This is a genomic window from Ornithinimicrobium pratense, from assembly GCF_008843165.1.
In the GTDB taxonomy this organism is placed as follows: domain Bacteria; phylum Actinomycetota; class Actinomycetes; order Actinomycetales; family Dermatophilaceae; genus Ornithinicoccus; species Ornithinicoccus pratensis.
Genome location: NZ_CP044427.1, coordinates 2,623,205 through 2,644,543 on the forward strand (window position 1 = coordinate 2,623,205; position 21,339 = coordinate 2,644,543).

Sequence of the window (21,339 nt, forward strand, 5' to 3'; positions counted from 1 at the left end):
TCATCGGGCACCCCTGTTGCGGTAGCGGCGGACGAGCAGGAGCAGCCCGAGCGCCGCGAGACCCAGGGCGACCAGGAGCATCGCCAGGGCGGTGAGGCTGTCCTCGGGCGGGGCCTCGAACGCGCTGGGTGCGTCGGCCAGACCGTGCTGGGCGGCGTCCACGAGGACGAACGGCGAGAGCAGCCCCAGCCAGGTGGCGATGCCTTGCTGCCCCTGCTCGTTGGCCACCTCCTGCAGCACCGCGGTCATGCCGAGCCCGAACAGCAGCACGACGATGGAGCCACCGATCGCGAGGCCGCGCCGCAGGGTGAGGCTGGAGACCACGGCCCCCACGGTGGCCAGCAGGATGGCCAGCAGCACGGCACCGGCCATTGCCACCAGCCATCGGGGCAGTTCCTCGGTGAAGTCGGCACCGGCCGCCAGCCCGCCGATGAACATCAGCACCAGCGGGGTGATGACGAAAGCCAAGATCGCCAGCACCAGCGAGGCCCAGCGGACCAGCGCGAAGGTGGCCGACCCCAGGGGGCGGGCCAGGTAGAGGCTGATCACCCCCGAGCGCAGGTCCCGGGTGAAGAGCACCGGCGCCTGGGCGGCGACGAAGAGGATGACGAAGAAGGAGGTCGTCTGCTGGTAGCCGGCGTAGTCGAGCAGCTCAGAGCTGAACCCGAGGAAGCTGACGATCCCGACCAGCACCAGGGCCGGCACCAGGGTCATGAACAGCAGCGCGAACGGCAGCACCTTGGCCTTGCCGGAGCGGCCGAAGCCGAACGTGGACAGCGCCCCGTGCCGCAGCAGCCCGGCGACGATGCCCCACCTGCCCTGGCGCGGGCCGCGGTAGGGGCGATAGCCGATGTCGTGGATGACGCTGCCGCGCCCGTCGGTGGTCATGGGGCCACCTCCTCGCGGAAGACGTCCTCGAGCCTGCCGGTCTCCGGCTGCACCCGCACCAGCCCCAGCCCGAGGTCAGCGGCGGTGTCGCGGACGATGTCGCGCAGCCGGTCGCGAGCGGCGAGCGCCTCCATCCCGCCCGCGGGCGCCTCGTCCAGCGCATCCGCACCCTGCACCCTCACCGGGTCGATCTCGATCAGGCCTCCGCGCGGCCGGCAGGACAGGCCCCGGGCTGCCAGCCCCTGGCCCATCCGGGTCTGCGGGTCGGCGCCGTCCGCACCGTGGTCCCCGAGGACCTCGACGAGGACCACGCCGGTGTCGCCCAGGAAGGCCTGCGTGGCCTGGGAGCGGAGCAGGTGGCCGCCGTCCAGGACCACCACATGGTCGCTGATCCGCTCCAGCTCTCCCAGCAGGTGGGAGGTGACCAGGACCGGGATGCCGAAGTCGTGGCCGATCCGGCGCACCAGGGACAGCATGTCGTCGCGGGCCGCAGGGTCCAGTCCGTTGGTCGGCTCATCGAGCATCACCAGCCGGGGGTCGTGCACGAGCGCCTGCGCAAGCTTGGCGCGCTGCTTCATCCCGGTGGAGTAGCCACCCATGAGGCGGTAGCGCTCCTCGGCCAGCCCCACGTGCCGGAGCACGTCGGCGGCCCGCTCGCGCGCCGCTGCCGCGGGCAGCCCGGAGACCCGTCCCATGTGCACGACGAAGTCGATGGCGCGCATGTCGGGGGGCAGGCAGTCGTGCTCGGGCATGTAGCCGACCGCCTCGCGGATCTGCATCCCCTGCGTGCGGATGTCGTGCCCCAGCACCTGCGCCCCGCCGGAGGTGGGCGTGAGCAGGCCCAACAGGATCTTGATCAGCGTCGACTTGCCTGCGCCGTTGGCGCCGACCAGACCGGTGACCCCGTCCCCGATCTCCACGCTCAGGTCGCTGAGCGCAGCGACCTGACCGGCGCCGTAGCGCATCCCGAGCGCCTGTGTCTGGATCACCCCCACGGGTCGACTCTAGCCCCGCCAGGGGCCGGACCGACAGTGGGGTTACCACCCGAACCCCGCCGTCTAAGGTGGGGCCATGCCAGGCCGCACGCGCTCCGTCCACGCGCTGCCGAAGGCCCACCTGCACCTGCACTTCACCGGGTCGATGCGGGTGCATACCGTGCGGGAGATGGCCGACAAACATGGTCTGCGGCTGCCGCCTGCGCTCACGTCCCAATGGCCGCCGCAGCTCTCGGCCCGGGACGAGCGCGGCTGGTTCCGCTTCCAACGGCTCTACGACTCCGCCCGCGCCTGCGTCCAGGACGAGGAGGACCTGCGCCGCATCGTGCGCGAAGCGGCCGAGGACGACGCCGCCGAGGGCTCGCGCTGGCTGGAGCTGCAGGTGGACCCCACCACCTACGCCCCCTTCGTCGGGGGGCTGACCCCGGCGACGGAGATCATCCTGGACGAGGCCCGCCTCGCGAGCGGAACGACCGGCACCCAGGTCGCCATCGTCATCGCCGCCAGCCGGATGCGACACCCGCTGGAGGCGCGGACCCTGGCGCGGCTGGCCTCCCAGCACGCTGGCTACGGGCCGGGCTCGGTCGTCGGCTTCGGGCTGTCCAACGACGAGCGCCGCGGGCTGACCAGCGAGTTCGAGGCCGCCTTCCGGATCGCCCGGCGGGCCGGCCTGGCCAGCGTCCCGCACGCCGGGGAGCTGCTCGGCGCGGACCATGTGCAAGTTGCCCTGGACCATCTTGATCCGCACCGGCTGGGCCACGGGGTGCGCGCCGTCGACAACCCCGAGGTGCTGCGCCGGGTGGTGGAGAAGGACATCACCCTGGAGGTGTGCCCGGGCAGCAACGTCGCCCTCGGCGTCTACCGGACCCTGGCTGACGTCCCGCTCCCCCGGCTGCTGGACGCCGGGGCGAAGGTGGCGCTCGGTGCCGACGACCCGTTGCTCTTCGGGACCCGTCTGACTGACCAGTACCTCTCAGCCCGGAAGGACCACGGTCTGTCCGACGAGGTGCTGGCCGACCTGGCCCGGGCCTCGATCGAGGGCTCCCGGGCCCCAGCGGATGTGCGGCGCGAGGTGCTGCAGGGCATCGACGAGTGGCTGACCGCCACGCCCGCCTGAGGAGCGCCGGCGACCGGACCAGCGGCAACGACGTCGGTCGCGCGCTCAGCGTGGCAGCGCCGCCGGCTCAGAGCTCGAGGCCGACCAGCACCGGCTCGTTGACCAGCCGCACGCCGAAGGCCTGCTCCACCCCGTCGCGCACCTCGCGGGCCAGCGCGAGCAGGTCCTCGGCCCGGGCGGGGCCCCGGTTGGTCAGGGCCAGGGTGTGCTTGGTGGACAGGCCGGCGGGGGCGCCCTCCAGCGTGCGGTAGCCCTTGGTGAAACCGGCCTTGTCGATCAGCCAGGCCGCCGAGGTCTTGACCTGGGTCTCGTCGGTGGTGGGGAACTGCGGCGGGACCGGTCCGTCGGGGCCGAGCCGGCGCCGGGCCTGCTCGGTGACCTGCTCCATCTGCTCCCGGGTCAGGATCGGGTTGGTGAAGAACGAGCCGCAGGACCAGGTGTCGTGGTCGTCCGGGTCCAGCACCATGCCGCGCCGGCGGCGTTGCTCCAGCACCGCCTCCCGGGCCGCGGCAAGCGGCACCCGATCACCGACCTTGACGCCCAGACCCGTCGCGAGGTCGGCATACCCGATCGGTTGGGAGAGCTCGGTGGGCCGCAGGGAGAAGGTGACGGTGAGCACGACGTGGCGCGGCGTCACCGCCCCGGCCACGGCGTCGGGACCGACCATCGAGTCCTTGAGCACCGAGTGGCGGTAGGAGAAGCGCAGGTCGCTCGCGAAGAGGGTGCGCACCCGCTGCCCTGCCCGGTCCCAGACCCGGACTGAGGCGATGGTCTGCGCCACCTCCTGGCCGTAGGCGCCGACGTTCTGGACCGGGGTGGCGCCGGTGGCGCCGGGGATGCCCGACAGCGCCTCGATGCCGGACCAGCCCTGCGCACAGGCGTGGGCGACCAGGTCGTCCCAGTCCTCCCCCGCCGCCACGGTGGCGCTCACGCCGCCGCAGGCGCTGGCCTGCGGGACCTCGAGGCCGCTGGTGCGGACCAGCACGACCGTCCCGGGGAAGCCCTCGTCGGCGACCAACAGGTTGGAGCCGCCGCCGACGACGAGCAGCTGCTCTCCCGCCTCGTCCACCTCGCGGACCGCCTCGATCAGCTCGGCCTCGGTGGTCGCCGTCACCCACCGTCGCGGCGGACCGCCGGCGCGGATGGTGGTGAGCTCGGACAAGGACCGATGTGCGGCAGTACCCGCTCCGGCGGAGCCGCCACGGGGGGGCACGGCAGAGCCCCTGGTTGACGTCATACCCGGACCACGGCCTGGCAGCGGCCGAGGACCTTGTCCTCGCCACAGGTGGCCGTGATCGCGATCGTCTCGGTGTCGGCGTCCTCGTCCCGCTTGGTCACCGTGCCCTCCACCCGGACCTCGACGGTCTCGCCCTCGGGGACGACGACCATGCCGGTGAACCTGGTCTGGCAGGACAGCACGCGCCCGGGGTCGCCGCCGACGTAGGCAGTGACGACGTCCAGGGCCGCCCCCATCGTCCACATGCCGTGCGCGATGATGTCCGGGAGCCCGACGGAGCGGGCGACGTCGGCGTCCTGGTGGATCGGGTTCTGGTCGCCCGAGGCGTCGGCGTAGGCGACCAACCGGGCCCGGTCGACGGTGACGGTGCGGACCAGGGCGGCGGAGTCGGCGGCCGGCGCGCTCATCAACCTTCCCCCCTCACCACGATCGTGGAGCGCACCGTGGTCACCGGCCGCCCTTCGTCATCGGCCAGCTCGACCCGGGTAGAGACCATCCCGTTGCCTCCTGCCTCCCGCATCCGGTCAACGTGCAACACACCCTTCAGGACGTCGCCGGCGACGATCGGGCGGTGGTGGACGAAGGTTTCCTCACCGTGGACCACGCGGGCGAAGTCGATCCCGGCTTCCGGGTCACCCACCAACTGTGCCTCGCACTGCTGGGCCAGGCGCACGGCGAAGGTGGTGGGCGCGACGACATCGGCATAACCCAGCGCCTGCGCCGCCGACTGGTCACGGTGAGCCGCGCCGGTCGCACCGACCGCGTCGGCGAAGGCGACGATCTCCTCGCGGGTGACGGTGAACGGGCCGGCGGGCGGGTACTCCCGGCCGGCGTAGTCCGCGTTGATGGGCATACGCATCAGACTAACCGGCGAGCGGCGCCCCCGGCGCACGCCTGACGGCGCACGTCCTGACCTCAGCGACGGACGACGAAGGCCGCCACCCAGAGGGGTGACGGCCTTGCCTGTTCGAGCCTCGCGTCAGCGGGTCTCGCGGTGCGCGGTGTGCTTGCCGCAGCGCGGGCAGAACTTCGCCATCTCGAGCCGGTCGGGGTTGTTCCGACGGTTCTTCTTGGTGATGTAGTTGCGCTCCTTGCACTCCGTGCACGCCAAGGTGATCTTGGGGCGGATGTCGGTGGACTTGGCCACGGTGCAACCTGCTCTCGGGATTCGGGGTGGATCTGCGGGTGGTAGCGGGAGCGGGGCTCGATCCCGCGACCTCACGATTATGAGTCGTGCGCTCTAACCAGCTGAGCTATCCCGCCTCGGGAGGCCACCTTGTGGGTGGGCCTGCCAGAGCCCCCAAACGGAATCGAACCGTTGACCTTCTCCTTACCATGGAGACGCTCTACCGACTGAGCTATAGGGGCCTGCTGTCAGTCCTGCTCGGGCCTAGGACCCCGCAGGCAGCGAGAAGCAACTTTACACGGGCGTCGTGGCGCAGACAAAATCGTTGGCGCCGGGCCGGTTAAGGCATCGTCGTGCGCGGGCCGACCTGCATGGTCACGTGCATCCGCTCACCCTCCCGGGAGGTGACGGCCAGGTCGCCGCCGGCGGGCTGCATACCGCCCCGGAGCACCACGGTGGAGGGCAGCAGGACGGGCTTGACGAACTGCGCCTCGACCGTGAACGCCTCCGGCAGGCGGGGCTGCACGGCCGCGAGTGCGCGGGCATGCGTCCACATGCCGTGCGCGATCGCGCGGGGGAAGCCCAGGGCCTTTGCGGTGGCCGCCGTCAGGTGGATCGGGTTGGCGTCACCGGAGACCTTGGCGTAGTCCCGGCCCAGGTCCTTGGGCAGGCGCCAGGTGGCCAGCTCGGTCTCCGGTATCTCGCGTTGCTCGTCCCGGGCGGGGGCCTGATCGCTGCCCTGACCGCGGACCAGGTAGGTCGAGCGCCCCTCCCAGACCACCTCGTCACCGACCCGGGCCTCGCCGTGCAGGTCGACGGTGTGACCCTTGCGGTGCGGGGCCAGGCCGTCGGCCCAGGAGGACAGGGTGAGCGTCTCGTCGACCGTGACCGGCCGGTGCTGCGTCATCGAGTTGGCGACGTGGACCATTCCCATCATCGGGAACGGGAAGGCCTTGTCGGCCATCAGCTGGACCTGCAGCGGGAAGGTCAGCACGTGCAGCCAGGTTATCGGCAGCCGGTCGGACAGGGTGGCGCCGATGACCTCGCAGTAGTCGGCCAGGCGTCGGACGTCCTGCTCGACACCGGTGAGCATCACCCTGCGCCGCGGGAGGCTGCCCCCGGCGCCGGGTCGACCGCGCCCGGTGGCGACCGCCTTGGCGAAGAGCGGGGCGATGCGCGGGCTGGCCTGAAGCAGGTGGACGTCCAGGTCCGGCCCTGGCCCGTCCTGCGGGCCGGGGGCTGGCGTGGTGTCGGTCATGCTCATGCTCCCAACTGGGACTGGCCGCAGACGCGCAGCACCTGGCCGGTGACGGCGGCGGAGGCCGGCTGAGAGAGGTAGCCGATCGCCTCGGCCACGTCGACCGGGCGCCCACCCTGCTGCAGGGAGTTGATCCGGCGCGCCACCTCACGGGTGCCCATCGGCATCCGGGCGGTCATCTCGGTCTCGATGAAGCCGGGGGCCACGGCGTTGACGGTGATGCCGCGCCCGGCCAGCCGCGGGTCGCTGCCCATGGCGCGCACCAGCCCGATGACGCCGGCCTTGGAGGCGGCGTAGTTGGTCTGACCGCGGTTGCCGGCGATGCCCGAGGTGGACGCGACGCCGATGATCCGGCCGCCCTCGTCCAGGCCGCCCGGCAGGTCCGGGGTGAACAGCACCTCGTTCATCCGGATCTGTGCGGTCAGGTTGACCTCCAGCACGCTGGCCCAGCGCTCCTCGTCGGTGTTGGCGAGCAGCTTGTCGCGGGTGATGCCGGCGTTGTGCACGATCGTGTGGATCCGCGCGGCATCCCCAAACCGCTGCGCCACGTGCTCCGCGATCCTTCGCCCGGCGTCGGGGGAGGTGATGTCCAACTGGAGAGCGGTGCCGCCGATCCGGTTGGTCACCGCGGCCAGGCCCTCCCCGCCGGTTGGCACGTCGACCGCCACGACGAGCGCGCCGTCCCGGGCGTAGGTCTCGGCGATCGCAGCGCCGATCCCGCGGCCGGCGCCGGTGACGACGACCACCTGCCCCTCGAACGGACGGGGTGCGGTGATGTCCTCGGACCTGACCGGGGTGGCGGCGGCGCCGACGTGCAGGACCTGGCCAGAGACGTAGGCGGAGCGTCCCTCGAGCAGGAAGGACAGGGTGGAGGCCAGGTCGCTGGGCGTGGTGGCGGTGTCGGTGAGCAGATCGACCCGCACCAGGTTGGCGGTGGCCCCGGCCCGCAGCTCCTTGCCGACGCTGCGGACGATGCCCTCCAGCGCCTGCTGGGCAGCCACTGCGGTGGGCGCGCCGGAGGTCTCCGGCTCGACGCCGACGACGACGACGCGACCGGAGGTCTCCAGGCCCTTCATGGCTGGCCGCAGGAGCCCGCGCACGGCCTCCAGGTCGGCGATCGAGGTGACCTGGGTGGCGTCGACGACGAGCGCGCCGATCGTGGTGGGGTAGGGGGCCGGCACCTCACGGGTGCGGCCCTTGTCGTCGGTCTGGTTCACCCGGGTGTCCGGGGTGTCCATGAGGGCGTCCTGGGGCTCGATGCCCAGCAGGCCCAGCGTGTCCTTGACCAGGTGAGGAGCACCCCCTGCCAGACCCAGCACGACTGGCCCGGTCGGGAGCGCGCGGCCGCGGCGCAGCCGGGCCGCCTGCGGCACGCCCAGCTGCTTGGCCAGGGGGTTGGTGGTCAGCATCTGCATGAGGTCGGCCATGGTCAGCACCCTTCCAGGATCGCGACGACACCCTGGCCGCCGGCGGCACAGATCGAGATGAGCCCACGGCTGCCCGGGCCCTTCTCGTGGAGCATCTTGGCCAGCGTGGCGACGATCCGCCCGCCCGTCGCGGCGAAGGGGTGACCGGCGGCCAGTGAGGAGCCGTTGACGTTGAGCTTGCTGCGGTCGATGGACCCGAGCGGCGCGTCGAGGCCGAGCCGCTCGCGGCAGTACTCCTCCGACTCCCAGGCCTTGAGCACGCTGAGGACGGTGGAGGCGAAGGCCTCGTGGATCTCGTAGTAGTCGAAGTCCTGCAGGCTCAGGCCGTGCCGCTCCAGGAGCCGTGGCACGGCGTACGCACCCGCCATGAGGAGGCCCTCGTCGCCGGAGACGTAGTCGACCGCGGCGACCTCGGCGTCGACGAACCGGGCCAGCTGGGGGAGCCGGTGCGCCTCGGCCCAGTCGCGCGAGCCCAGCAGCACCACGGCGGCACCGTCGGAGAGCGGGGTGGAGTTGCCGGCGGTCATCGTGGCGCCCTCGCCCTTGCCGAAGACCGGAGAGAGAGTGGCCAGCTTCTCCACCGAGGTGTCGGGGCGTAGGCCCTGGTCGCGGGAGAGCTTGAGGAAGCTGGTGGCGAGGTCGTCGAAGAAGCCGGAGTCCCAGGCGCGGGCCAGGTTGTGGTGGCTGGCGGCGGCCAGCTCGTCCTGGGCCTCCCGGCTGATACCCCATTCCTTGGTGGTGCGCGCCTGGTGCTCACCCATCGACAGGCCGGTGCGCGGCTCGGAGTTGCGCGGGGTCTCCGGGGCGAGGTCACCGGGACGGATGGTGGCCAGCGCCTTGATCCGCTGCATGGGGGACCGGGCCGCATTGGCCTTGAGCAAGGCCTTGCGCAGCCCCTCCCCCACGGCGATCGGGGCGTCGCTGGCGGAGTCGACACCCCCGGCGACGGCGGAGTCGATCTGGCCCAGCTGGATCTTGTTGGCGACCTGGATCACGGTCTCCAGACCGGTGCCGCAGGCCTGGGTCAGGTCGTAGGCGGGGGTCGTCGGCGCCAGGGCGGAGCCCAGCACAGCCTCACGGGTCAGGTTGAAGTCGCGGGAGTGCTTGAGCACGGCCCCGGCTGCCACCTCGCCGACCTGCTGACCGGCCAGCCCGAACCGGGCCACCAGCCCGTCCAGGGCGGCGGTGAGCATGGCCTGGTTAGAGGCTGCGGCATAGGCGCCCCCGGCCTTGCCGAAGGGGATCCGGTTGCCGCCGACGACGACGGCGTCTCGCAACGTGGGCTGGTCGGGCATCGGGTGCTCCTTGACGGTGCAGGGGAAGATGTATCCGGTACCGACTGTAGCCGATACGAGGTGTACACGGTACTCTGAGCGCTATGAGGTCACCTGGCCACTCCCCCACGATCCTGCCCAACGGCGCTCGCGACGGTCGCGACATGCGCTGGGAGGCGCACCGGACCAGGCGGCGCCGGCAGCTCGTGGAGGCCGCGCTCAAGGCGATCCGTAAGCACGGCGCCGGGGTGGGTATGGACGAGATCGCCGCCACCGCGGGCACCAGCAAGACCGTGCTCTACCGGCACCTTGGCGACCGGTCGGGGCTCTACCACGCGGTGGTGGCCTCGGTCGACGAGACCATCCTGGCCGACCTGGCGGCGGCCCGGGAGAGCGGTGAGGACGTGGTCAGCAGGATCGCCGCGATGGTCTCCTCCTATCTGCACATGGTCGAGCGGGACCCGGCGATCTACCGGTTCGTCATGACCCGGCCCCTGGAGACGACCGAGGGGGACCCCAGCGACCCCATCCGCCAGATCACCGGACACATCGGTGAGCAGCTGACCCAGGTGCTGCACGAGCACCTGTCCAGGACCGGGCGAGTCGCGGAGGCGGACCTGCTGGCTCCGGTCTGGGGTCACGGCATCGTCGGCCTGGTCCGGTCCGCCGCCGACCACTGGCTGACCCGCACCACCAGCACCCCCATCTTGACCGTCGACGACGTCACCCGCGCTGTCGTGGCCCTGATCCGCCCAGCCCTGGACCACCAGGCCCCGGCACCGGACCAGCCCAAGACCTGAGCCGCATACCCGAGCAAAGGACGATGATGACCACCCAGACCCCCACCCACCAGACCCGCCCCGACACCGACGTGGAGATGCCGGCCGCAGCCTCGGCCGCCGCCACCTCGGCGACCCACCCCGAGCAGCTCACCGAGTTGGGCGAGGCGCTGCGTGAGGCCAGCGGCGGCCGCTACGGGCAGGTCCGCGCCCTGGCCCGGGCCACCGTCCCCGCCGAGCTCATGGTGCGCGACCCCGCGCAGACCATGGACGAGGCCCGCGAGTGGACCCGGCATACCCTCAAGGAGCTGGTCGGCCTCGGGATGGCCGGCAGCGGCTTCCCGATCGAGCAGGGTGGCCTGGATGACCTGGGCCGCTCCTGCGTCGACTTCGAGATGACCGCACACGGCGACCTGTCCACCACGGTCAAGAGCGGTGTCCACTTCGGCCTCTTCGGCGGGGCGGTGACCTCGCTGGGCACGCAGTGGCACCACGAGCAGTTCCTGCCCGCGAACCTGGCCATGGACGAGGTCGGCTGCTACGCGATGACCGAGTTCGGGCATGGCTCGGACGTCGCCTCGCTGGAGACGACCCTCACCTACGACGCGCAGACCCACGAGCTGGTCGTGCACTCCCCCACCCCGTCCTCGGTGAAGACCTACATCGGGGCCGCGGCGGAGGACGCCCGGATCGCAGCCGTCTACGGCCAGCTCATCGTCGACGGTGTGGGCCACGGCGTGCACGTGGCCCTGGTGCCGGTCCGCGACGAGTCCGGCGCCCCCATGCCTGGGGTGACCCTGGGCGACAACGGCCACAAGGGTGGCCTGCTCGGGGTCGACAACGGCACGCTCTCCTTTGACCAGGTGCGGGTCCCGCGCCGCATGCTGCTCGACCGTTACGGCGGTATCGACGACTCCGGCGCCTACGTCTCCGACATCGAGGGTGAGAGCAAGCGCTTCTTCACCATGCTGGGCACGCTGGTGCGTGGCCGGATCTGCGTCGCGGCCGGCGCTGCGGTCTCCTCGCGCAAGGCCCTCTCGATCGCGACCCGGTATGCGCTGCGCCGACGCCAGTTCTCCGCGCCCGGCCACGACGGCGAGGTCGTCCTGATGGACTACCTGGCTCACCAGCGCAAGCTCGTCCCGGCGATCGCGACGGCCTACGCGCACACCTTCGCCCTCAACGAGATCGTCGAGCGGCTGCAGGAGCTGCACGAGGTGCCGGAGAAGGACCAGCTGGCGCAACGCGAGCTGGAAACCCGGGCCGCCGGGCTCAAAGCCCTCATGACCCGGTTCGGCAACGACACCATCCAGGTCTGCCGCGAGGCGTGTGGCGGCGCGGGGTACATGTCCGAGAACGGGCTAACCACGCTGCGCGCCGACGCCGACGTCTTCGCCACCTTCGAGGGCGACAACACGGTTCTGCTGCAGCTGGTCGCCAAGGGCCTGCTCACCGGCTACCGGGAGATGTGGGGCGACCTGGACATGCGCGGCATGGTGCAGTACGCCGCCCGCGCCTTCGGCGGCCAGGTCGTCGAGGCCACCTCGGTGCGCCCGCTCGTGGAGCGGCTCATCGCCGCGGCGGCCCGCAAGTCCGAGGACGAGACGCTGCTCGACCGGGGCTGGCACCTGTCGATGTTCACCAACCGCGAGCGCCACGTGCTGGAGACCGTGGTGGGCCGGTTGCGTGGCCGGGCCAAGGACCAGGACTCCTTCGAAGCCTTCAACTTCGCCCAGGACCACGTCCTGCTCGCGGCCCGCACGCACATGGACCGGATCGTGCTGGAGGCCTTCGTGGCCGGGATCGACGCCTGCGAGGAGGCCGAGGCGCGGCAGGTCCTCGAGCGGCTGTGCACCCTCTACGCACTGAGCTCGATCGAGGCCGACTCCGGATGGTTCCAGTCGCACAACCGGATGTCTGCCGCCCGCGCCAAGGCCGTCACCGCGCAGATCAACAAGCTCTGCGCCGAGCTGCGCCCCGACGCCCTGAGCCTGGTCGAGGGGATGGGCGTCCCGGAGACCTGGCTGAACTCCTCGATGTTGGTCGAGGACCCCGAGTCGCTCGCCCGGTGGACCCCGGGCGCCACCGCCTGACGGGGCTGGGGGGTCGGCGTCACCGCAGCCCGTGGGCCCAGAGGTCGCGGAGCAGGGCGACCTCAGAGAGGTGGTGGATGACCTCGCGGTTGATGTGCAGAACCAGGGTCAGCATCGGCTCCGCCGCGAAGTGACCCTCCGCCGGGCCGACGGGTGCGGCCAGGGTCTGCGGCGTAAGCGAGCGCACGCCGGCGGACCAGGCGGCATACGCCTCGTCGAGCTGCCGCAGGCTCTCCTCCGCGGTCCCGGCGTGCTCCCAGTCGTCGTAGGTCATCGGCCTTCCTCCGAAGTGGCTGTGCACCCGCGCGCCGAGGACCCCGACCACGACGTGGGCCAGCCGCCAGGCGATCGAGGTGACCGGGGCCGGATCGGGCTCGGGGAGGGCGTAGTCGACCAGCCACTCCCCGGCCCCAGCCCGGATGGTCACGGTCGAGGGGGCCGGCTCGTCGCGGTGGCGCACAGTCCAGGCACCGGGGGCGGGCTCCCATCGGTACTCCTCGTCACTGAGGCCCTCGAGGCGGGGGCGGGCCGCGGCCTGCCAGTGCCAGTCGAGTTGTTCGTGCAGCTTCTCGGTGAGGTCATCCATCGTGGGTCCTCCTGGGGTCGGGTCGTGACGAGTTGGCGGCATGACCGAGGGCCCGGTCGGCGATGGTCTGGGCCAGCTCGGAGGGGCGGCTCCACATCGGCCAGTGGCCGGTGGGAAGGTCGACGACGTCGAGGCGGCGGTACTCCAGCAGCCCGGCCAGGAAGGGCATCCCCTGCTCGGCGTAGCTGCGGTAGTCGGCACCGCTGAACGCGGTCGCGACCAGGGTCATCGGCACCTCCAGCCGCCGCTCGTCGGTGAGCCGCACCGCCTCGCGCAGGGCCGCGCCCGGCTGAGGGAGGGCCCGCTCGCGGAAGGTGGCCAGCTGCTGCTCGTCCAGGCCGGCCATCGACCCCTGCTCGAGCTCGTCGTCCCACTGCGCGGACAGCGGGTGCTCTGCCCCGCTCGCCTCGGGATCGAGCGCGAAGCCGTCGACCACCGGTGCGGTGTCGACCCACACCACGTGGCCGACCTGCTCGACGTGCCGGTCGAGGGCGGCAGTCGCGGGGACGGCGGCGCCGCTGTGTGCCACCAGGATCGTCACGGCCCCGTCGGGCGCGGCTGTGATGGCCTCCTCCACCGCCCGGACGTGGTCCTCGAGGGTCACCGCGGCCCGAACCGCCTCGTCATCGTCGGGCTCCAGGCCCGGCAGGGTGAGGGCGACCGGTTCCAGGCCACGGGCGCGCAGGTGGGGCAGGACGTCGTCCCAGGCCCAGGCACCGAGCCAGAAGCCGGGGACCAGCACGACGTGGGGCCGGGGAGATGTGGTCGAGGACGGGGTGGGGTTGGTCTCCATACCGCGAGCATGCCCCCGGCCGCGGACAGCATCGGTCCGCGATCGGTGGCAAGGTATGCCGCATGGCCGACACGACCGCACGGGTGCTGCGGCTCCTGGGGCTGCTGCAGGGGCGGGCGATGTGGACGGGTCCGGAGCTGGCCGAACGGCTAGGGGTCACCACGCGCAGCGTCCGGCGGGACGTCGAGCGGCTGCGCGAGCTGGGTTACCCGGTGCGGGCCAGCGCCGGTGTCGGCGGGGGCTATCAGCTCGGCGCGGGGGGCACGCTGCCGCCACTGCTGCTGGACCCCGACGAGGCCGTCGCGGTCACCGTCAGCCTGCGCCTGGCCGCCGGCGGCTCGGTGACCGGCGTGGAGGAGTCGGCGCTGCGGGCCCTGGCCAAGCTGGACCAGGTCCTGCCCAGCAATCTGCGCGGGGAGGTGGAGGCGATCAGTGAGGCGGTCGTGGCCGTCGAGGGCGTCAGCATGCCGGTGGACGCCCGGCTGCTCAGCACCGTCGCCCGCGCCTGCCGGGACAAGGTGCGCCTGGAGCTGACCTACAGCGCCCGCGACGAGGCCACCACCGCGCGCCGGGTCGAGCCCTACCGCGTCGTGGCGATGGGCCGGCGCTGGTACCTGTTGGCCTACGACCTCGATCGGGACGACTGGCGCTCGTTCCGGCTGGACCGCGTGCACGCCGACTCCCTGCACGTCACGACCTTCCGGTTCACCCCCAGAGCGGCCCCCGACGCGGTGACCTACGTGCGGGAGTCGGTGATCCGCTCGCCCTACCGGTATGTCGCCCGGCTGCGGCTGCACGCGCCGCTCGACGAGATCGCCGGACGGGTGCCGCAGAACGCCGGGACGCTCTCCGGCCTGGGCGATGACACCTGCGAGCTGGAGACCGGGGCGGAGACGCTGGACCACCTCATCGGCGAGGCACTCTGGCTGGGCGTGCCCTTCGAGGTGCTGGACCCGCCGGAGCTGCGCGAACGGGTGCGCGAGCTGTCGGTGATCCTGGCCGAGGCTGCCGGGGACGGGACGGCCGTCCCCGGCAGCGGTACCCCCTGAGCGGCGAGGACGCTCACTGGTGCGGGGCGCTCAGCCCTGCTGCGCCTCGGTGACCACCTCGGCGAGCGCGTCGGTGACCATCTTCAACTCCTCGGCGGTGATAGTCAGCGGCGGCGCGAGGCGGAGGGTGGAGCCGTGGGTGTCCTTGGCCAGGACCCCCTTCTTGGCCAGCTGCTTGCAGGCGTCCTTGCCGGTCATCAGCTCGGGGTCGATGTCGATCCCGGCCCACAGCCCACGGACCCGCGCCTCCTCGACGCCGTTGCCGACCAAGGCCTGCAGCGCCTCGCGGAACTGGCCCTCCAGGTCCGCGGCGTGGCGCTGGTGCTCGCCGGTGGCCAGCAGGTCGCAGACGGCCTTACCGACGGCTGCCGCCAGCGGGTTGCCGCCGAAGGTCGAGCCGTGGGTGCCGGGGGTGATGACGTTCATCACCTCGGCGTCAGCGGCGACGGCGGAGACCGGCACGATGCCGCCACCGAGGGCCTTGCCCAAGGTGTAGAGGTCGGCCTCGACGCCCTCGTACTGGCAAGCCAGCGTGGTCCCGACCCGGCCCAGGCCGGCCTGGATCTCGTCGGCGATCATCAGTACCTGACGGTCGGTGCACAGCTGGCGCAGCCCGGGCAGGAAGCCCTCCGGGGGGATCTTCACGCCCTGCTCGCCCTGGATCGGCTCGACCAGCACCGCCACGGTGTGCTCGGTGATCGCCGCCTCGATCGCGGCGAGGTCGCCGTAGGGCACGGAGGTGAAGCCCGGGGTGTAGGGGCCGTACTCGTCGTGCGCCTCCGGGTCGTCGGAGAAGGAGATGATCGTGGTGGTGCGGCCGTGGAAGTTGCCGTCCATGACGATGATGTGGGCCTGGCCGTCGGCGACGCCCTTGACCTGGTAGCCCCACTTGCGGGCGATCTTCAGCGCGGTCTCCACGGCCTCCGCGCCGGTGTTCATGGGCAGGATCATGTCCTTGCCCACGAGCTCGCCGAGCGCGACGCAGAACGGGCCGAGCTGGTCGTTGTGGAAGGCACGGCTGGTCAGCGTGGAGCGGTCCAGCTGGTCCTTGGCGGCCTGCACCAGGGCCGGGTGGCGGTGGCCGAAGTTGAGCGCCGAGTAGCCCGAGAGCGCGTCGAGGTAGCGGTTGCCCTCGACGTCGGTGACCCAGATGCCCTCGGCCTGCTCGACCACCACGGGCAGCGGGCTGTAGTTGTGGGCGGCGACCCGGTCCTCAAGGGCGATGTAGTCCTGATTGGACGAAAGGTTGGTCGAGAGGTTCGTCGAGGGCTCTGTCATGCGCGTCATCCTAGGTGTGCGGGGGTGAGGCCCGGCCGAAGGTGTGCGAACGCCACCCGGAGCCGAGAAATAATACGAGGATCAGTATATCTATGCAGGACCGGTCAGAACGTCAGCCCACGTCGAGCGCGTCGCCGGCCCGTTCCGGCAGGAGCAGGTAGGCGGCCACCGCCCCCACCACGAACGTGGCACCGAAGAGCGCGAACAGGGCGGTGCTGCCCCACGCGGCCAGGATGACCGGGACGCTGAGCGGGGCGATGATCGAGGCGATCCGGCCGAAGCCGGCGGCCGCACCGGCACCGGCGCCGCGCACCGAGGTCGGGTAGATCTCCGGGGTGATGGCGTACAGCGCGCCCCAGGCGCCCAGGTTGAAGAAGCTCATCGCGCACCCGGCGGCGATGATCTGCCACACCTCGCCGGACAGCCCGAAGGCGACCGCGGCGAGCGCCGAGCCCAGCAAGAAGGTGGCCAGGGTGGCCCGCCTGCCCCACACCTCGACCAGGACGGCGGCCACGGCATACCCGGGCAGCTGGGCGAGGGTGATGACCAGGGTGTAGCCGAAGGAACGGACCAGGTCGAAGCCCTGGTCGTAGAGCAGCGTCGGCAGCCAGATAAACGCCCCGTAGTAGGAGAAGTTCACGCAGAACCAGACCAGCCAGATGCCCGTCGTGCGCACCCGGTAGGCCGAGGACCACAGCACCCCGGGCGTGCGGGGCGGAGTGGGCGGCAGCGGCGGGCTCTGCGGGGAGGCCACCCCGGCGGACTCCTCGAAGGAGCGCACCACGGCCTCGGCCTGCTCGACCCGGCCCCGCCGCTCGAGGAAGAGGGGCGACTCCGGCAGCCCCCAGCGGATCACCGCGGCGTAGAGCGCCGGCACCATGCCCAGGGCGAACGCCCAGCGCCAGCCGTTGTCGGACAGGGGCACCACGAAGTAGCCGATGAGGGCGGCGAGGATCCAGCCCAGTGCCCAGAACGACTCCAGGACGACGACGAGACGGCCACGGATCCGGGTCGGCGACAGCTCGCTGACGAGCGTCGAGGCGACCGGCAGCTCGGCCCCCAGCCCCAGACCGACGACGAAGCGGAGCAGGAGCAGCACCGCCAGGCCGGTGACCAGGGCCGAGGCGCCGGTCGCCAGGCCGTAGATCACCAGCGTGGCGGCGAAGACCGTGCGCCGGCCGTAGCGGTCGGCGAGCAGCCCGCCGACGGTCGCCCCCAGGGCCATCCCGACGAAGCCGATGGTCAGCAGCCAGGACTGCTCGGTGCGGGTGAGGTCCCACTGGGTCGCGATGGCCAGCCCGACGAAAGAGATGAGCCCGACGTCCATCGCGTCCAGCGCCCAGCCCGTGCCCGAGCCCAGCAGGACCCTGGTGTGCTTGCGGGTGTACGGCAGCCCACCCATCCGCTCCGGGCGGGTGGGCCGCGGGTCTGCCGCGGACGCGTCGGTCGTCATGGGCAGCGATGGTATGCCGCGGTCCGGCACACCCCGCGAGTCACCGGTAGTTGGTGAACTGGATGGCGAAGTCGAGCTCCTGGGACTTCAGCAGCCGCTGGACCTCCTGCAGGTCGTCGCGCGACTTGGAGGTGACCCGCAGCTCGTCGCCCTGAATCTGGGCCTTCACGCTCTTGGGACCTTCCTCGCGGATGATCTTGGAGACCTTCTTGGCGTTCTCCGTCGAGATGCCTTCCGTCAGGGCGGCCTCCAGCCGGTACTCCTTGCCCGAGACCCTCGGCTCCCCGTCGTTGCTGTAGTCCAGGTGCTTGAGCGAGACGCCGCGCTTGACCAGCTTGGTCTGCAGCACGTCGAGGACGGCCTTGCACCGCTCCTCGCTGTTGGCGGTCATCTTGATGGTCTCCCCGGCCAGCTCGACGCTGGCGCCGATGTTCTTGAAGTCGTAGCGCTGGGAGATCTCCTTGGCGGCCTGGTTGACGGCGTTGGCGACCTCCTGGTGGTCGACCTTGCTGACGATGTCGAAGGACGAGTCGGCCATGGTTGTGCCTCCTGGTGTGCGGTTCGGTTGCGGTGGTCCTGTTTGTTATCCTGTCATCCGCGCCCCGCGAGGGTGCACTGGCAGGTTGTCCGAGCGGCCAATGGAAGCGGACTGTAAATCCGTCGGCGTATGCCTACGCAGGTTCGAATCCTGCACCTGCCACCCACACCGCACGAGGGGCACCAGGGTCTGACCCGGGTGCCCCTCGTGCTGTGACCGGGCACCCGGGTGGGCACTGCCGGTGCGTGACGGCCACCGGTCGCCGAGGACCGCAGCCCGGAAGCGCGCGGCGTGGCCCGTGCAACACCGTGCCCCCGGCCGACATAGTGCGGATGTGACGTCGCGCAGGACGTCACCTTTGCCGATGGAAGGAGAAGCGATGGCGCTTCGCACGGCCGGGGAAGACCCCGGGACGGTGACGGAACGGGAACCCCGGGACGCCACCTGGTTCGACGGATTCTTCGCCCTGCACGCGACCGCGATCCACCGCTACTTCGTCCGGCGGGCCGACCGGGTGGACGTCGAGGACCTCTCCGCGGAGGTGTTCGCGACGGCGTGGCGCCGGCGGGAGAAGATCCCGGCCGGCTTCGAGCTGCCCTGGCTCTACAGGACGGCGTCGTACGTGCTCGCCAACCACCGCCGCAAGCCCACCCTCACCCTGCTGTCGGACTACGGCAGCGAGGAGGGCGCGCAACCTGCTCGCAGCGTCGACCCGGCCGACCTGGTGATGACCGACGACGAGGTGCGGCGAGCTCTGGGCAGGCTGAGCGCCCGTGACCGCACGGTGCTCATGCTCCACGCCTGGGAGGGCCTGGACGGGGAAGGCCTGGCGCACGCGCTCGGCCTGACCCGGGGAGGCGCGGCGGCCGCGCTGTCCCGGGCTCGGGCCCGGCTACGTGAGGCCTGGGCCGAGGACCACTGACCCCTCACCCCCAGACCCCCCACCCCGAACCGAACCGACTCGCATCGGAACCCAAGGAGAAAGATCATGACCGAGCACGACGACGCGCTGAACCGCCTGCGCATCAGTGACCCCGCCAAGGGGTCTCACCCCGACCTGCACTCCCTGCGCGACCTCGTGGCGCAGAAGGCTCCGGCTAGCCAGGGCTCGGACGAGGTCACCCGTCTGCACGACGACCCCCTGCGGGGGCCTCGCACCCGGGCCCCATGGATCGCGGCGGCGGCCGTGGCCGCGATCGGCCTGGGCGTCGGCGGTTACGCCCTCGGGGTCCAGCAGGCTCCCCCGCCGCCCGTCGCAGGCGGGGGGACGGTCGCGGTCGACCCGGCCTCCTCCGCACAGGAGGCGGACGGGGACCGCCCCGTGGACGGGGACCCCGCTGAGCCGGGGCGGGCCGAGGGTTTCGGGGCCGACGGCGAGCCCGGGTGGGCCGGGGGGACCGACATGGGCGGGGAGGCGGTGACGGTCGAGCAGCACGACGCGGAGGACGTCGGGATGGCCTACGACCCGGGCCCGGTTCGGCTCGTCGCCGGCGAGGGGCTGCCATCTGGACCGGACACCGGGGAGGTGCGGGCGCTGATCAGCGACCAGGACCCCCAGGAGCTCGTTGAACGGCTCGCTGAGGGGCTGGGGATGGACCCCCGGCCGATGCCTGAGGACAGTGAGTGGAACTACTACGGCTACGGCACGGTCGACCCGGCAACCGCCGAGGTGATCCAGGCCGGCCTGGAAGGTGGTCCGCTCAACTTCCACTACGAGTCGATTCTCGCGGGCGGCTGGTGCACCTCGATGTTCGAGGGCCTCGAGGATCAGGACCTGGCGATGATCCAACAGGACTGGGCCCGGTCCTACGGGCCCGACATGCCCCTCCCGGGCCCCGAGAGCTGCCGCACCCCCGAGGGGCCCGCGCCCTCGGAGGACCAGGCCAAGGCCATGGCCGCCGAGTTCTTCGCCCTGGCGGGCATCGACATCACCGGCTACACCGTCGAGGTGTACGCCGACGAGAGCCAGAGCAGTGTCAACCTCGACTACTGGCCCGAGGACATGGAGTACGGCCAGCTCAACCTGAATGCGGTGGTCGGCCCGGAGGGCGTGACCAGCGCCTACGGGACCATCGGCGAGTTCTCCTCGCTGGGCAGCTACCCGGTGATTACCGCGGCCGAGGCGGTCGAGCGGTTCGGCACCCGCGAGTGGGGCATGGACCACTACGTGAGCATCGCCGAGGACTACGGCCCCTACCCGGAGGGGGCGGGTGAGCTGAGCATGCCGGTCTATGACGTGCCCGAGCCGGTCACGCTCACCCCCGGTGACCTGATCCCGGTCCTCATCAAGGACAAGACGGTGACCGGGGCGGAGTTGGTGCAGGGCACGCTCCACACCCACACCTCCGGCGCGATCGAGGTCCCGGTGTGGAAGTTGCTGACCGCGGACGGGATGCACTACCCCGTCCTCGCCCTGGCCGAGGAGGCTCTGGACTTCCAGTCCTGGGAGTGAGGCACGGCTCCTCCCCTGCTGGTCCGACCGGTCGAGCCCACACCACCGCCCCGGGTAGATACCCGGGGCGGTGGCGTGTCCTGGTGCAGCCGTCTTCTTGTCGTGGCCCCTCGCTCGTTCCCGCTCAGTAGCGGGTGATGCCCGGCTGCTGCCCGTCGGCCATCGCCTCCAGCCGTGCGATGCGCTGGTCCATCGGGGGATGGGTGGCGAACATCTTGCCCACGTCGCGGGCGCGGAAGGGATTGGCGATCATCATGTGCGCGGTGCTCTGCACACGGGGCTCGGGTGCGAGCGGGGCACGCTGGGTCCCGGCCTCCAGCTTGCGCAGCGCCGATGCCAGGGCCAGCGGGTCACCGGTGAGCTCGGCACCGGACTGGTCCGCGTCGTACTCACGGGTCCGGCTGATCGCCAGCTGGATGACGCTGGCAGCGAGCGGGGCCAGCAGCGCCATCGCGAGCAGCAGGATGACGTTGCCCTGGCGCTGGCGCCCGCCGAAGAGCAGCGCCATCTGGGCCACGGAGGTGATGATGCCCGCGATGCCGGCCGCGACCGACCCGGTGAGGATGTCGCGGTTGTAGACGTGCATCAGCTCGTGGCCGAGCACGCCGCGCAGTTCTCGCTCGTCGAGCAGGTGCAGGATTCCCTCGGTGCAGCACACGGCCGCATTCGCCGGGTTGCGGCCGGTCGCGAAGGCGTTGGGCGCGGCGGTCGGGCTGACGTAGAGGCGGGGCATGGGCTGGCCGGCCTGGGCCGAGAGCTCCTCGACGATCTTGTACATCGTCGGCTGCTGCTCGGGCGTGACCGGCTGGGCCCGCATCGCCCGGATCGCGAGCTTGTCGGAGTTCCAGTAGGTGTAGGCGGTCGAGGCCACCCCGAAGAGCGCGAACAGCCACAGGAACCGACCGCCCTCGATGACGGCCCCGAGGCCCAGGAAGAGGGCCCAGATGGCGCCGAAGAGCAGGGCGGTCTTCAGTCCGTTGCGATGGGTGCGCATGT

The 21,339-nt window shown here is 71.6% G+C and carries 21 protein-coding genes and 3 tRNA genes; 7 read left to right on the top strand and 17 right to left on the bottom strand.

Annotated elements, in window-relative coordinates; all coding sequences use genetic code 11:
• Positions 1 to 888 carry an ABC transporter permease gene (locus FY030_RS12075; protein ID WP_158061719.1) on the bottom strand — a complete coding sequence of 296 codons (888 nt, stop codon included), beginning with the start codon at positions 886 to 888 and terminating at the stop codon, positions 1 to 3.
• Positions 885 to 1,883: an ABC transporter ATP-binding protein gene (locus tag FY030_RS12080; protein ID WP_238348258.1), complete on the bottom strand. Its 999-nt coding sequence runs from the start codon at positions 1,881 to 1,883 to the stop codon at positions 885 to 887. Before FY030_RS12080 ends, FY030_RS12075 begins: the two co-directional genes overlap by 4 nt.
• Positions 1,884 to 1,959: 76 nt before the next feature.
• Between FY030_RS12080 and FY030_RS12085 the strand changes: the two genes are divergently transcribed.
• Entirely contained in the window at positions 1,960 to 3,000 is a 1,041-nt protein-coding gene (locus tag FY030_RS12085; protein WP_158061720.1) for an adenosine deaminase, read from the top strand.
• Positions 3,001 to 3,067: 67 nt separating this feature from the next.
• Here the strand turns inward: FY030_RS12085 and FY030_RS12090 are convergent, their stop codons facing one another.
• The 9 genes from FY030_RS12090 to FY030_RS12130 all read right to left on the bottom strand — a co-directional run bounded on the left by FY030_RS12090 (position 3,068) and on the right by FY030_RS12130 (position 9,343).
• Positions 3,068 to 4,162 (bottom strand): UDP-N-acetylmuramate dehydrogenase, encoded by a 1,095-nt coding sequence (locus FY030_RS12090; protein WP_337692454.1) that lies wholly within the window; start codon positions 4,160 to 4,162, stop codon positions 3,068 to 3,070.
• Positions 4,163 to 4,233: 71 nt separating this feature from the next.
• Positions 4,234 to 4,644, bottom strand: coding sequence for a MaoC/PaaZ C-terminal domain-containing protein (locus FY030_RS12095; RefSeq protein WP_158061722.1), 411 nt, complete (start codon positions 4,642 to 4,644; stop codon positions 4,234 to 4,236).
• Positions 4,644 to 5,090 (bottom strand): FAS1-like dehydratase domain-containing protein, encoded by a 447-nt coding sequence (locus FY030_RS12100; protein ID WP_158061723.1) that lies wholly within the window; start codon positions 5,088 to 5,090, stop codon positions 4,644 to 4,646. The genes FY030_RS12095 and FY030_RS12100 overlap by 1 nt, the downstream gene beginning before the upstream one ends.
• A 126-nt stretch (positions 5,091 to 5,216) precedes the next feature.
• On the bottom strand, positions 5,217 to 5,384 hold the full coding sequence (rpmG, locus tag FY030_RS12105) for a 50S ribosomal protein L33 (RefSeq protein ID WP_075956919.1): 168 nt from the start codon (positions 5,382 to 5,384) through the stop codon (positions 5,217 to 5,219).
• 39 nt (positions 5,385 to 5,423) lie between these two features.
• Positions 5,424 to 5,500, bottom strand: a tRNA-Met gene (locus tag FY030_RS12110).
• A 32-nt stretch (positions 5,501 to 5,532) separates the two neighbouring features.
• A tRNA-Thr gene (locus tag FY030_RS12115) sits at positions 5,533 to 5,605 on the bottom strand.
• Between the two features lie 98 nt (positions 5,606 to 5,703).
• Positions 5,704 to 6,627 (bottom strand): MaoC family dehydratase, encoded by a 924-nt coding sequence (locus tag FY030_RS12120; protein ID WP_158061724.1) that lies wholly within the window; start codon positions 6,625 to 6,627, stop codon positions 5,704 to 5,706.
• Positions 6,624 to 8,048: a 3-oxoacyl-ACP reductase gene (locus tag FY030_RS12125; RefSeq protein WP_158061725.1), complete on the bottom strand. Its 1,425-nt coding sequence runs from the start codon at positions 8,046 to 8,048 to the stop codon at positions 6,624 to 6,626. Before FY030_RS12125 ends, FY030_RS12120 begins: the two co-directional genes overlap by 4 nt.
• 2 nt (positions 8,049 to 8,050) lie before the next feature.
• The gene (locus FY030_RS12130; RefSeq protein WP_158061726.1) at positions 8,051 to 9,343 is read right to left on the bottom strand and encodes an acetyl-CoA C-acetyltransferase; all 1,293 of its coding nucleotides are present in this window, start codon (positions 9,341 to 9,343) and stop codon (positions 8,051 to 8,053) included.
• Positions 9,344 to 9,426: 83 nt separating this feature from the next.
• Between FY030_RS12130 and FY030_RS12135 the strand changes: the two genes are divergently transcribed.
• Together FY030_RS12135 and FY030_RS12140 are read left to right on the top strand one after the other, a co-directional pair.
• Positions 9,427 to 10,122 (top strand): TetR/AcrR family transcriptional regulator, encoded by a 696-nt coding sequence (locus FY030_RS12135; protein WP_158061727.1) that lies wholly within the window; start codon positions 9,427 to 9,429, stop codon positions 10,120 to 10,122.
• A 26-nt stretch (positions 10,123 to 10,148) separates the two neighbouring features.
• On the top strand, positions 10,149 to 12,194 hold the full coding sequence (locus FY030_RS12140; RefSeq protein WP_238348259.1) for an acyl-CoA dehydrogenase family protein: 2,046 nt from the start codon (positions 10,149 to 10,151) through the stop codon (positions 12,192 to 12,194).
• Between the two features lie 19 nt (positions 12,195 to 12,213).
• Here FY030_RS12140 and FY030_RS12145 read toward each other — a convergent pair whose 3' ends face one another.
• Both FY030_RS12145 and FY030_RS12150 read right to left on the bottom strand, forming a co-directional pair.
• Entirely contained in the window at positions 12,214 to 12,780 is a 567-nt protein-coding gene (locus FY030_RS12145; RefSeq protein WP_158061729.1) for a DinB family protein, read from the bottom strand.
• Positions 12,773 to 13,573, bottom strand: a complete 801-nt coding sequence (locus FY030_RS12150) for an alpha/beta fold hydrolase (protein WP_158061730.1) — start codon at positions 13,571 to 13,573, stop codon at positions 12,773 to 12,775. The genes FY030_RS12145 and FY030_RS12150 overlap by 8 nt, the downstream gene beginning before the upstream one ends.
• 62 nt (positions 13,574 to 13,635) lie before the next feature.
• Here FY030_RS12150 and FY030_RS12155 point away from each other — a divergent pair, with 62 nt between their 5' ends.
• Positions 13,636 to 14,622, top strand: coding sequence for a helix-turn-helix transcriptional regulator (locus FY030_RS12155; RefSeq protein WP_158061731.1), 987 nt, complete (start codon positions 13,636 to 13,638; stop codon positions 14,620 to 14,622).
• Between the two features lie 30 nt (positions 14,623 to 14,652).
• On the opposite strand, the gene rocD is transcribed toward FY030_RS12155, so the two are convergent.
• The 3 genes from rocD to FY030_RS12170 all read right to left on the bottom strand — a co-directional run bounded on the left by rocD (position 14,653) and on the right by FY030_RS12170 (position 17,891).
• Positions 14,653 to 15,900, bottom strand: coding sequence for an ornithine--oxo-acid transaminase (gene rocD / locus FY030_RS12160; protein WP_158061732.1), 1,248 nt, complete (start codon positions 15,898 to 15,900; stop codon positions 14,653 to 14,655).
• 112 nt (positions 15,901 to 16,012) lie between these two features.
• Entirely contained in the window at positions 16,013 to 17,353 is a 1,341-nt protein-coding gene (locus FY030_RS12165) for an MFS transporter (protein ID WP_158061733.1), read from the bottom strand.
• Between the two features lie 40 nt (positions 17,354 to 17,393).
• Positions 17,394 to 17,891 (bottom strand): YajQ family cyclic di-GMP-binding protein, encoded by a 498-nt coding sequence (locus FY030_RS12170; protein ID WP_158061734.1) that lies wholly within the window; start codon positions 17,889 to 17,891, stop codon positions 17,394 to 17,396.
• 79 nt (positions 17,892 to 17,970) lie between these two features.
• Here FY030_RS12170 and FY030_RS12175 point away from each other — a divergent pair.
• The 3 genes from FY030_RS12175 to FY030_RS12185 all read left to right on the top strand — a co-directional run bounded on the left by FY030_RS12175 (position 17,971) and on the right by FY030_RS12185 (position 20,343).
• Positions 17,971 to 18,053 (top strand) — tRNA-Tyr (locus tag FY030_RS12175).
• A gap of 217 nt (positions 18,054 to 18,270) precedes the next feature.
• Positions 18,271 to 18,813, top strand: coding sequence for an RNA polymerase sigma factor (locus FY030_RS12180; protein ID WP_158061735.1), 543 nt, complete (start codon positions 18,271 to 18,273; stop codon positions 18,811 to 18,813).
• A 66-nt stretch (positions 18,814 to 18,879) separates the two neighbouring features.
• Positions 18,880 to 20,343 (top strand): hypothetical protein, encoded by a 1,464-nt coding sequence (locus FY030_RS12185; protein ID WP_192498591.1) that lies wholly within the window; start codon positions 18,880 to 18,882, stop codon positions 20,341 to 20,343.
• Between the two features lie 124 nt (positions 20,344 to 20,467).
• Here FY030_RS12185 and htpX read toward each other — a convergent pair whose 3' ends face one another.
• Positions 20,468 to 21,337, bottom strand: a complete 870-nt coding sequence (htpX, locus tag FY030_RS12190; protein WP_158061737.1) for a zinc metalloprotease HtpX — start codon at positions 21,335 to 21,337, stop codon at positions 20,468 to 20,470.
• Positions 21,338 to 21,339: the final 2 nt, after the last annotated feature.

Coding starts and splice junctions, on each gene's coding strand:
- FY030_RS12185 (WP_192498591.1), top strand. CDS start 18,880: ATGACCGAGCACGACGACGCGCTGAACCGCCTGCGCATCAGTGACCCC.
- FY030_RS12155 (WP_158061731.1), top strand. CDS start 13,636: ATGGCCGACACGACCGCACGGGTGCTGCGGCTCCTGGGGCTGCTGCAG.
- FY030_RS12095 (WP_158061722.1), bottom strand. CDS start 4,644: ATGAGCGCGCCGGCCGCCGACTCCGCCGCCCTGGTCCGCACCGTCACC.
- FY030_RS12135 (WP_158061727.1), top strand. CDS start 9,427: ATGAGGTCACCTGGCCACTCCCCCACGATCCTGCCCAACGGCGCTCGC.
- FY030_RS12085 (WP_158061720.1), top strand. CDS start 1,960: ATGCCAGGCCGCACGCGCTCCGTCCACGCGCTGCCGAAGGCCCACCTG.
- FY030_RS12145 (WP_158061729.1), bottom strand. CDS start 12,780: ATGGATGACCTCACCGAGAAGCTGCACGAACAACTCGACTGGCACTGG.
- FY030_RS12140 (WP_238348259.1), top strand. CDS start 10,149: ATGACCACCCAGACCCCCACCCACCAGACCCGCCCCGACACCGACGTG.
- FY030_RS12100 (WP_158061723.1), bottom strand. CDS start 5,090: ATGCCCATCAACGCGGACTACGCCGGCCGGGAGTACCCGCCCGCCGGC.
- FY030_RS12165 (WP_158061733.1), bottom strand. CDS start 17,353: ATGACGACCGACGCGTCCGCGGCAGACCCGCGGCCCACCCGCCCGGAG.
- FY030_RS12130 (WP_158061726.1), bottom strand. CDS start 9,343: ATGCCCGACCAGCCCACGTTGCGAGACGCCGTCGTCGTCGGCGGCAAC.
- FY030_RS12180 (WP_158061735.1), top strand. CDS start 18,271: ATGGCGCTTCGCACGGCCGGGGAAGACCCCGGGACGGTGACGGAACGG.
- rocD (WP_158061732.1), bottom strand. CDS start 15,900: ATGACAGAGCCCTCGACGAACCTCTCGACCAACCTTTCGTCCAATCAG.
- FY030_RS12075 (WP_158061719.1), bottom strand. CDS start 888: ATGACCACCGACGGGCGCGGCAGCGTCATCCACGACATCGGCTATCGC.
- FY030_RS12150 (WP_158061730.1), bottom strand. CDS start 13,573: ATGGAGACCAACCCCACCCCGTCCTCGACCACATCTCCCCGGCCCCAC.
- FY030_RS12170 (WP_158061734.1), bottom strand. CDS start 17,891: ATGGCCGACTCGTCCTTCGACATCGTCAGCAAGGTCGACCACCAGGAG.
- FY030_RS12125 (WP_158061725.1), bottom strand. CDS start 8,048: ATGGCCGACCTCATGCAGATGCTGACCACCAACCCCCTGGCCAAGCAG.
- FY030_RS12120 (WP_158061724.1), bottom strand. CDS start 6,627: ATGAGCATGACCGACACCACGCCAGCCCCCGGCCCGCAGGACGGGCCA.
- htpX (WP_158061737.1), bottom strand. CDS start 21,337: ATGCGCACCCATCGCAACGGACTGAAGACCGCCCTGCTCTTCGGCGCC.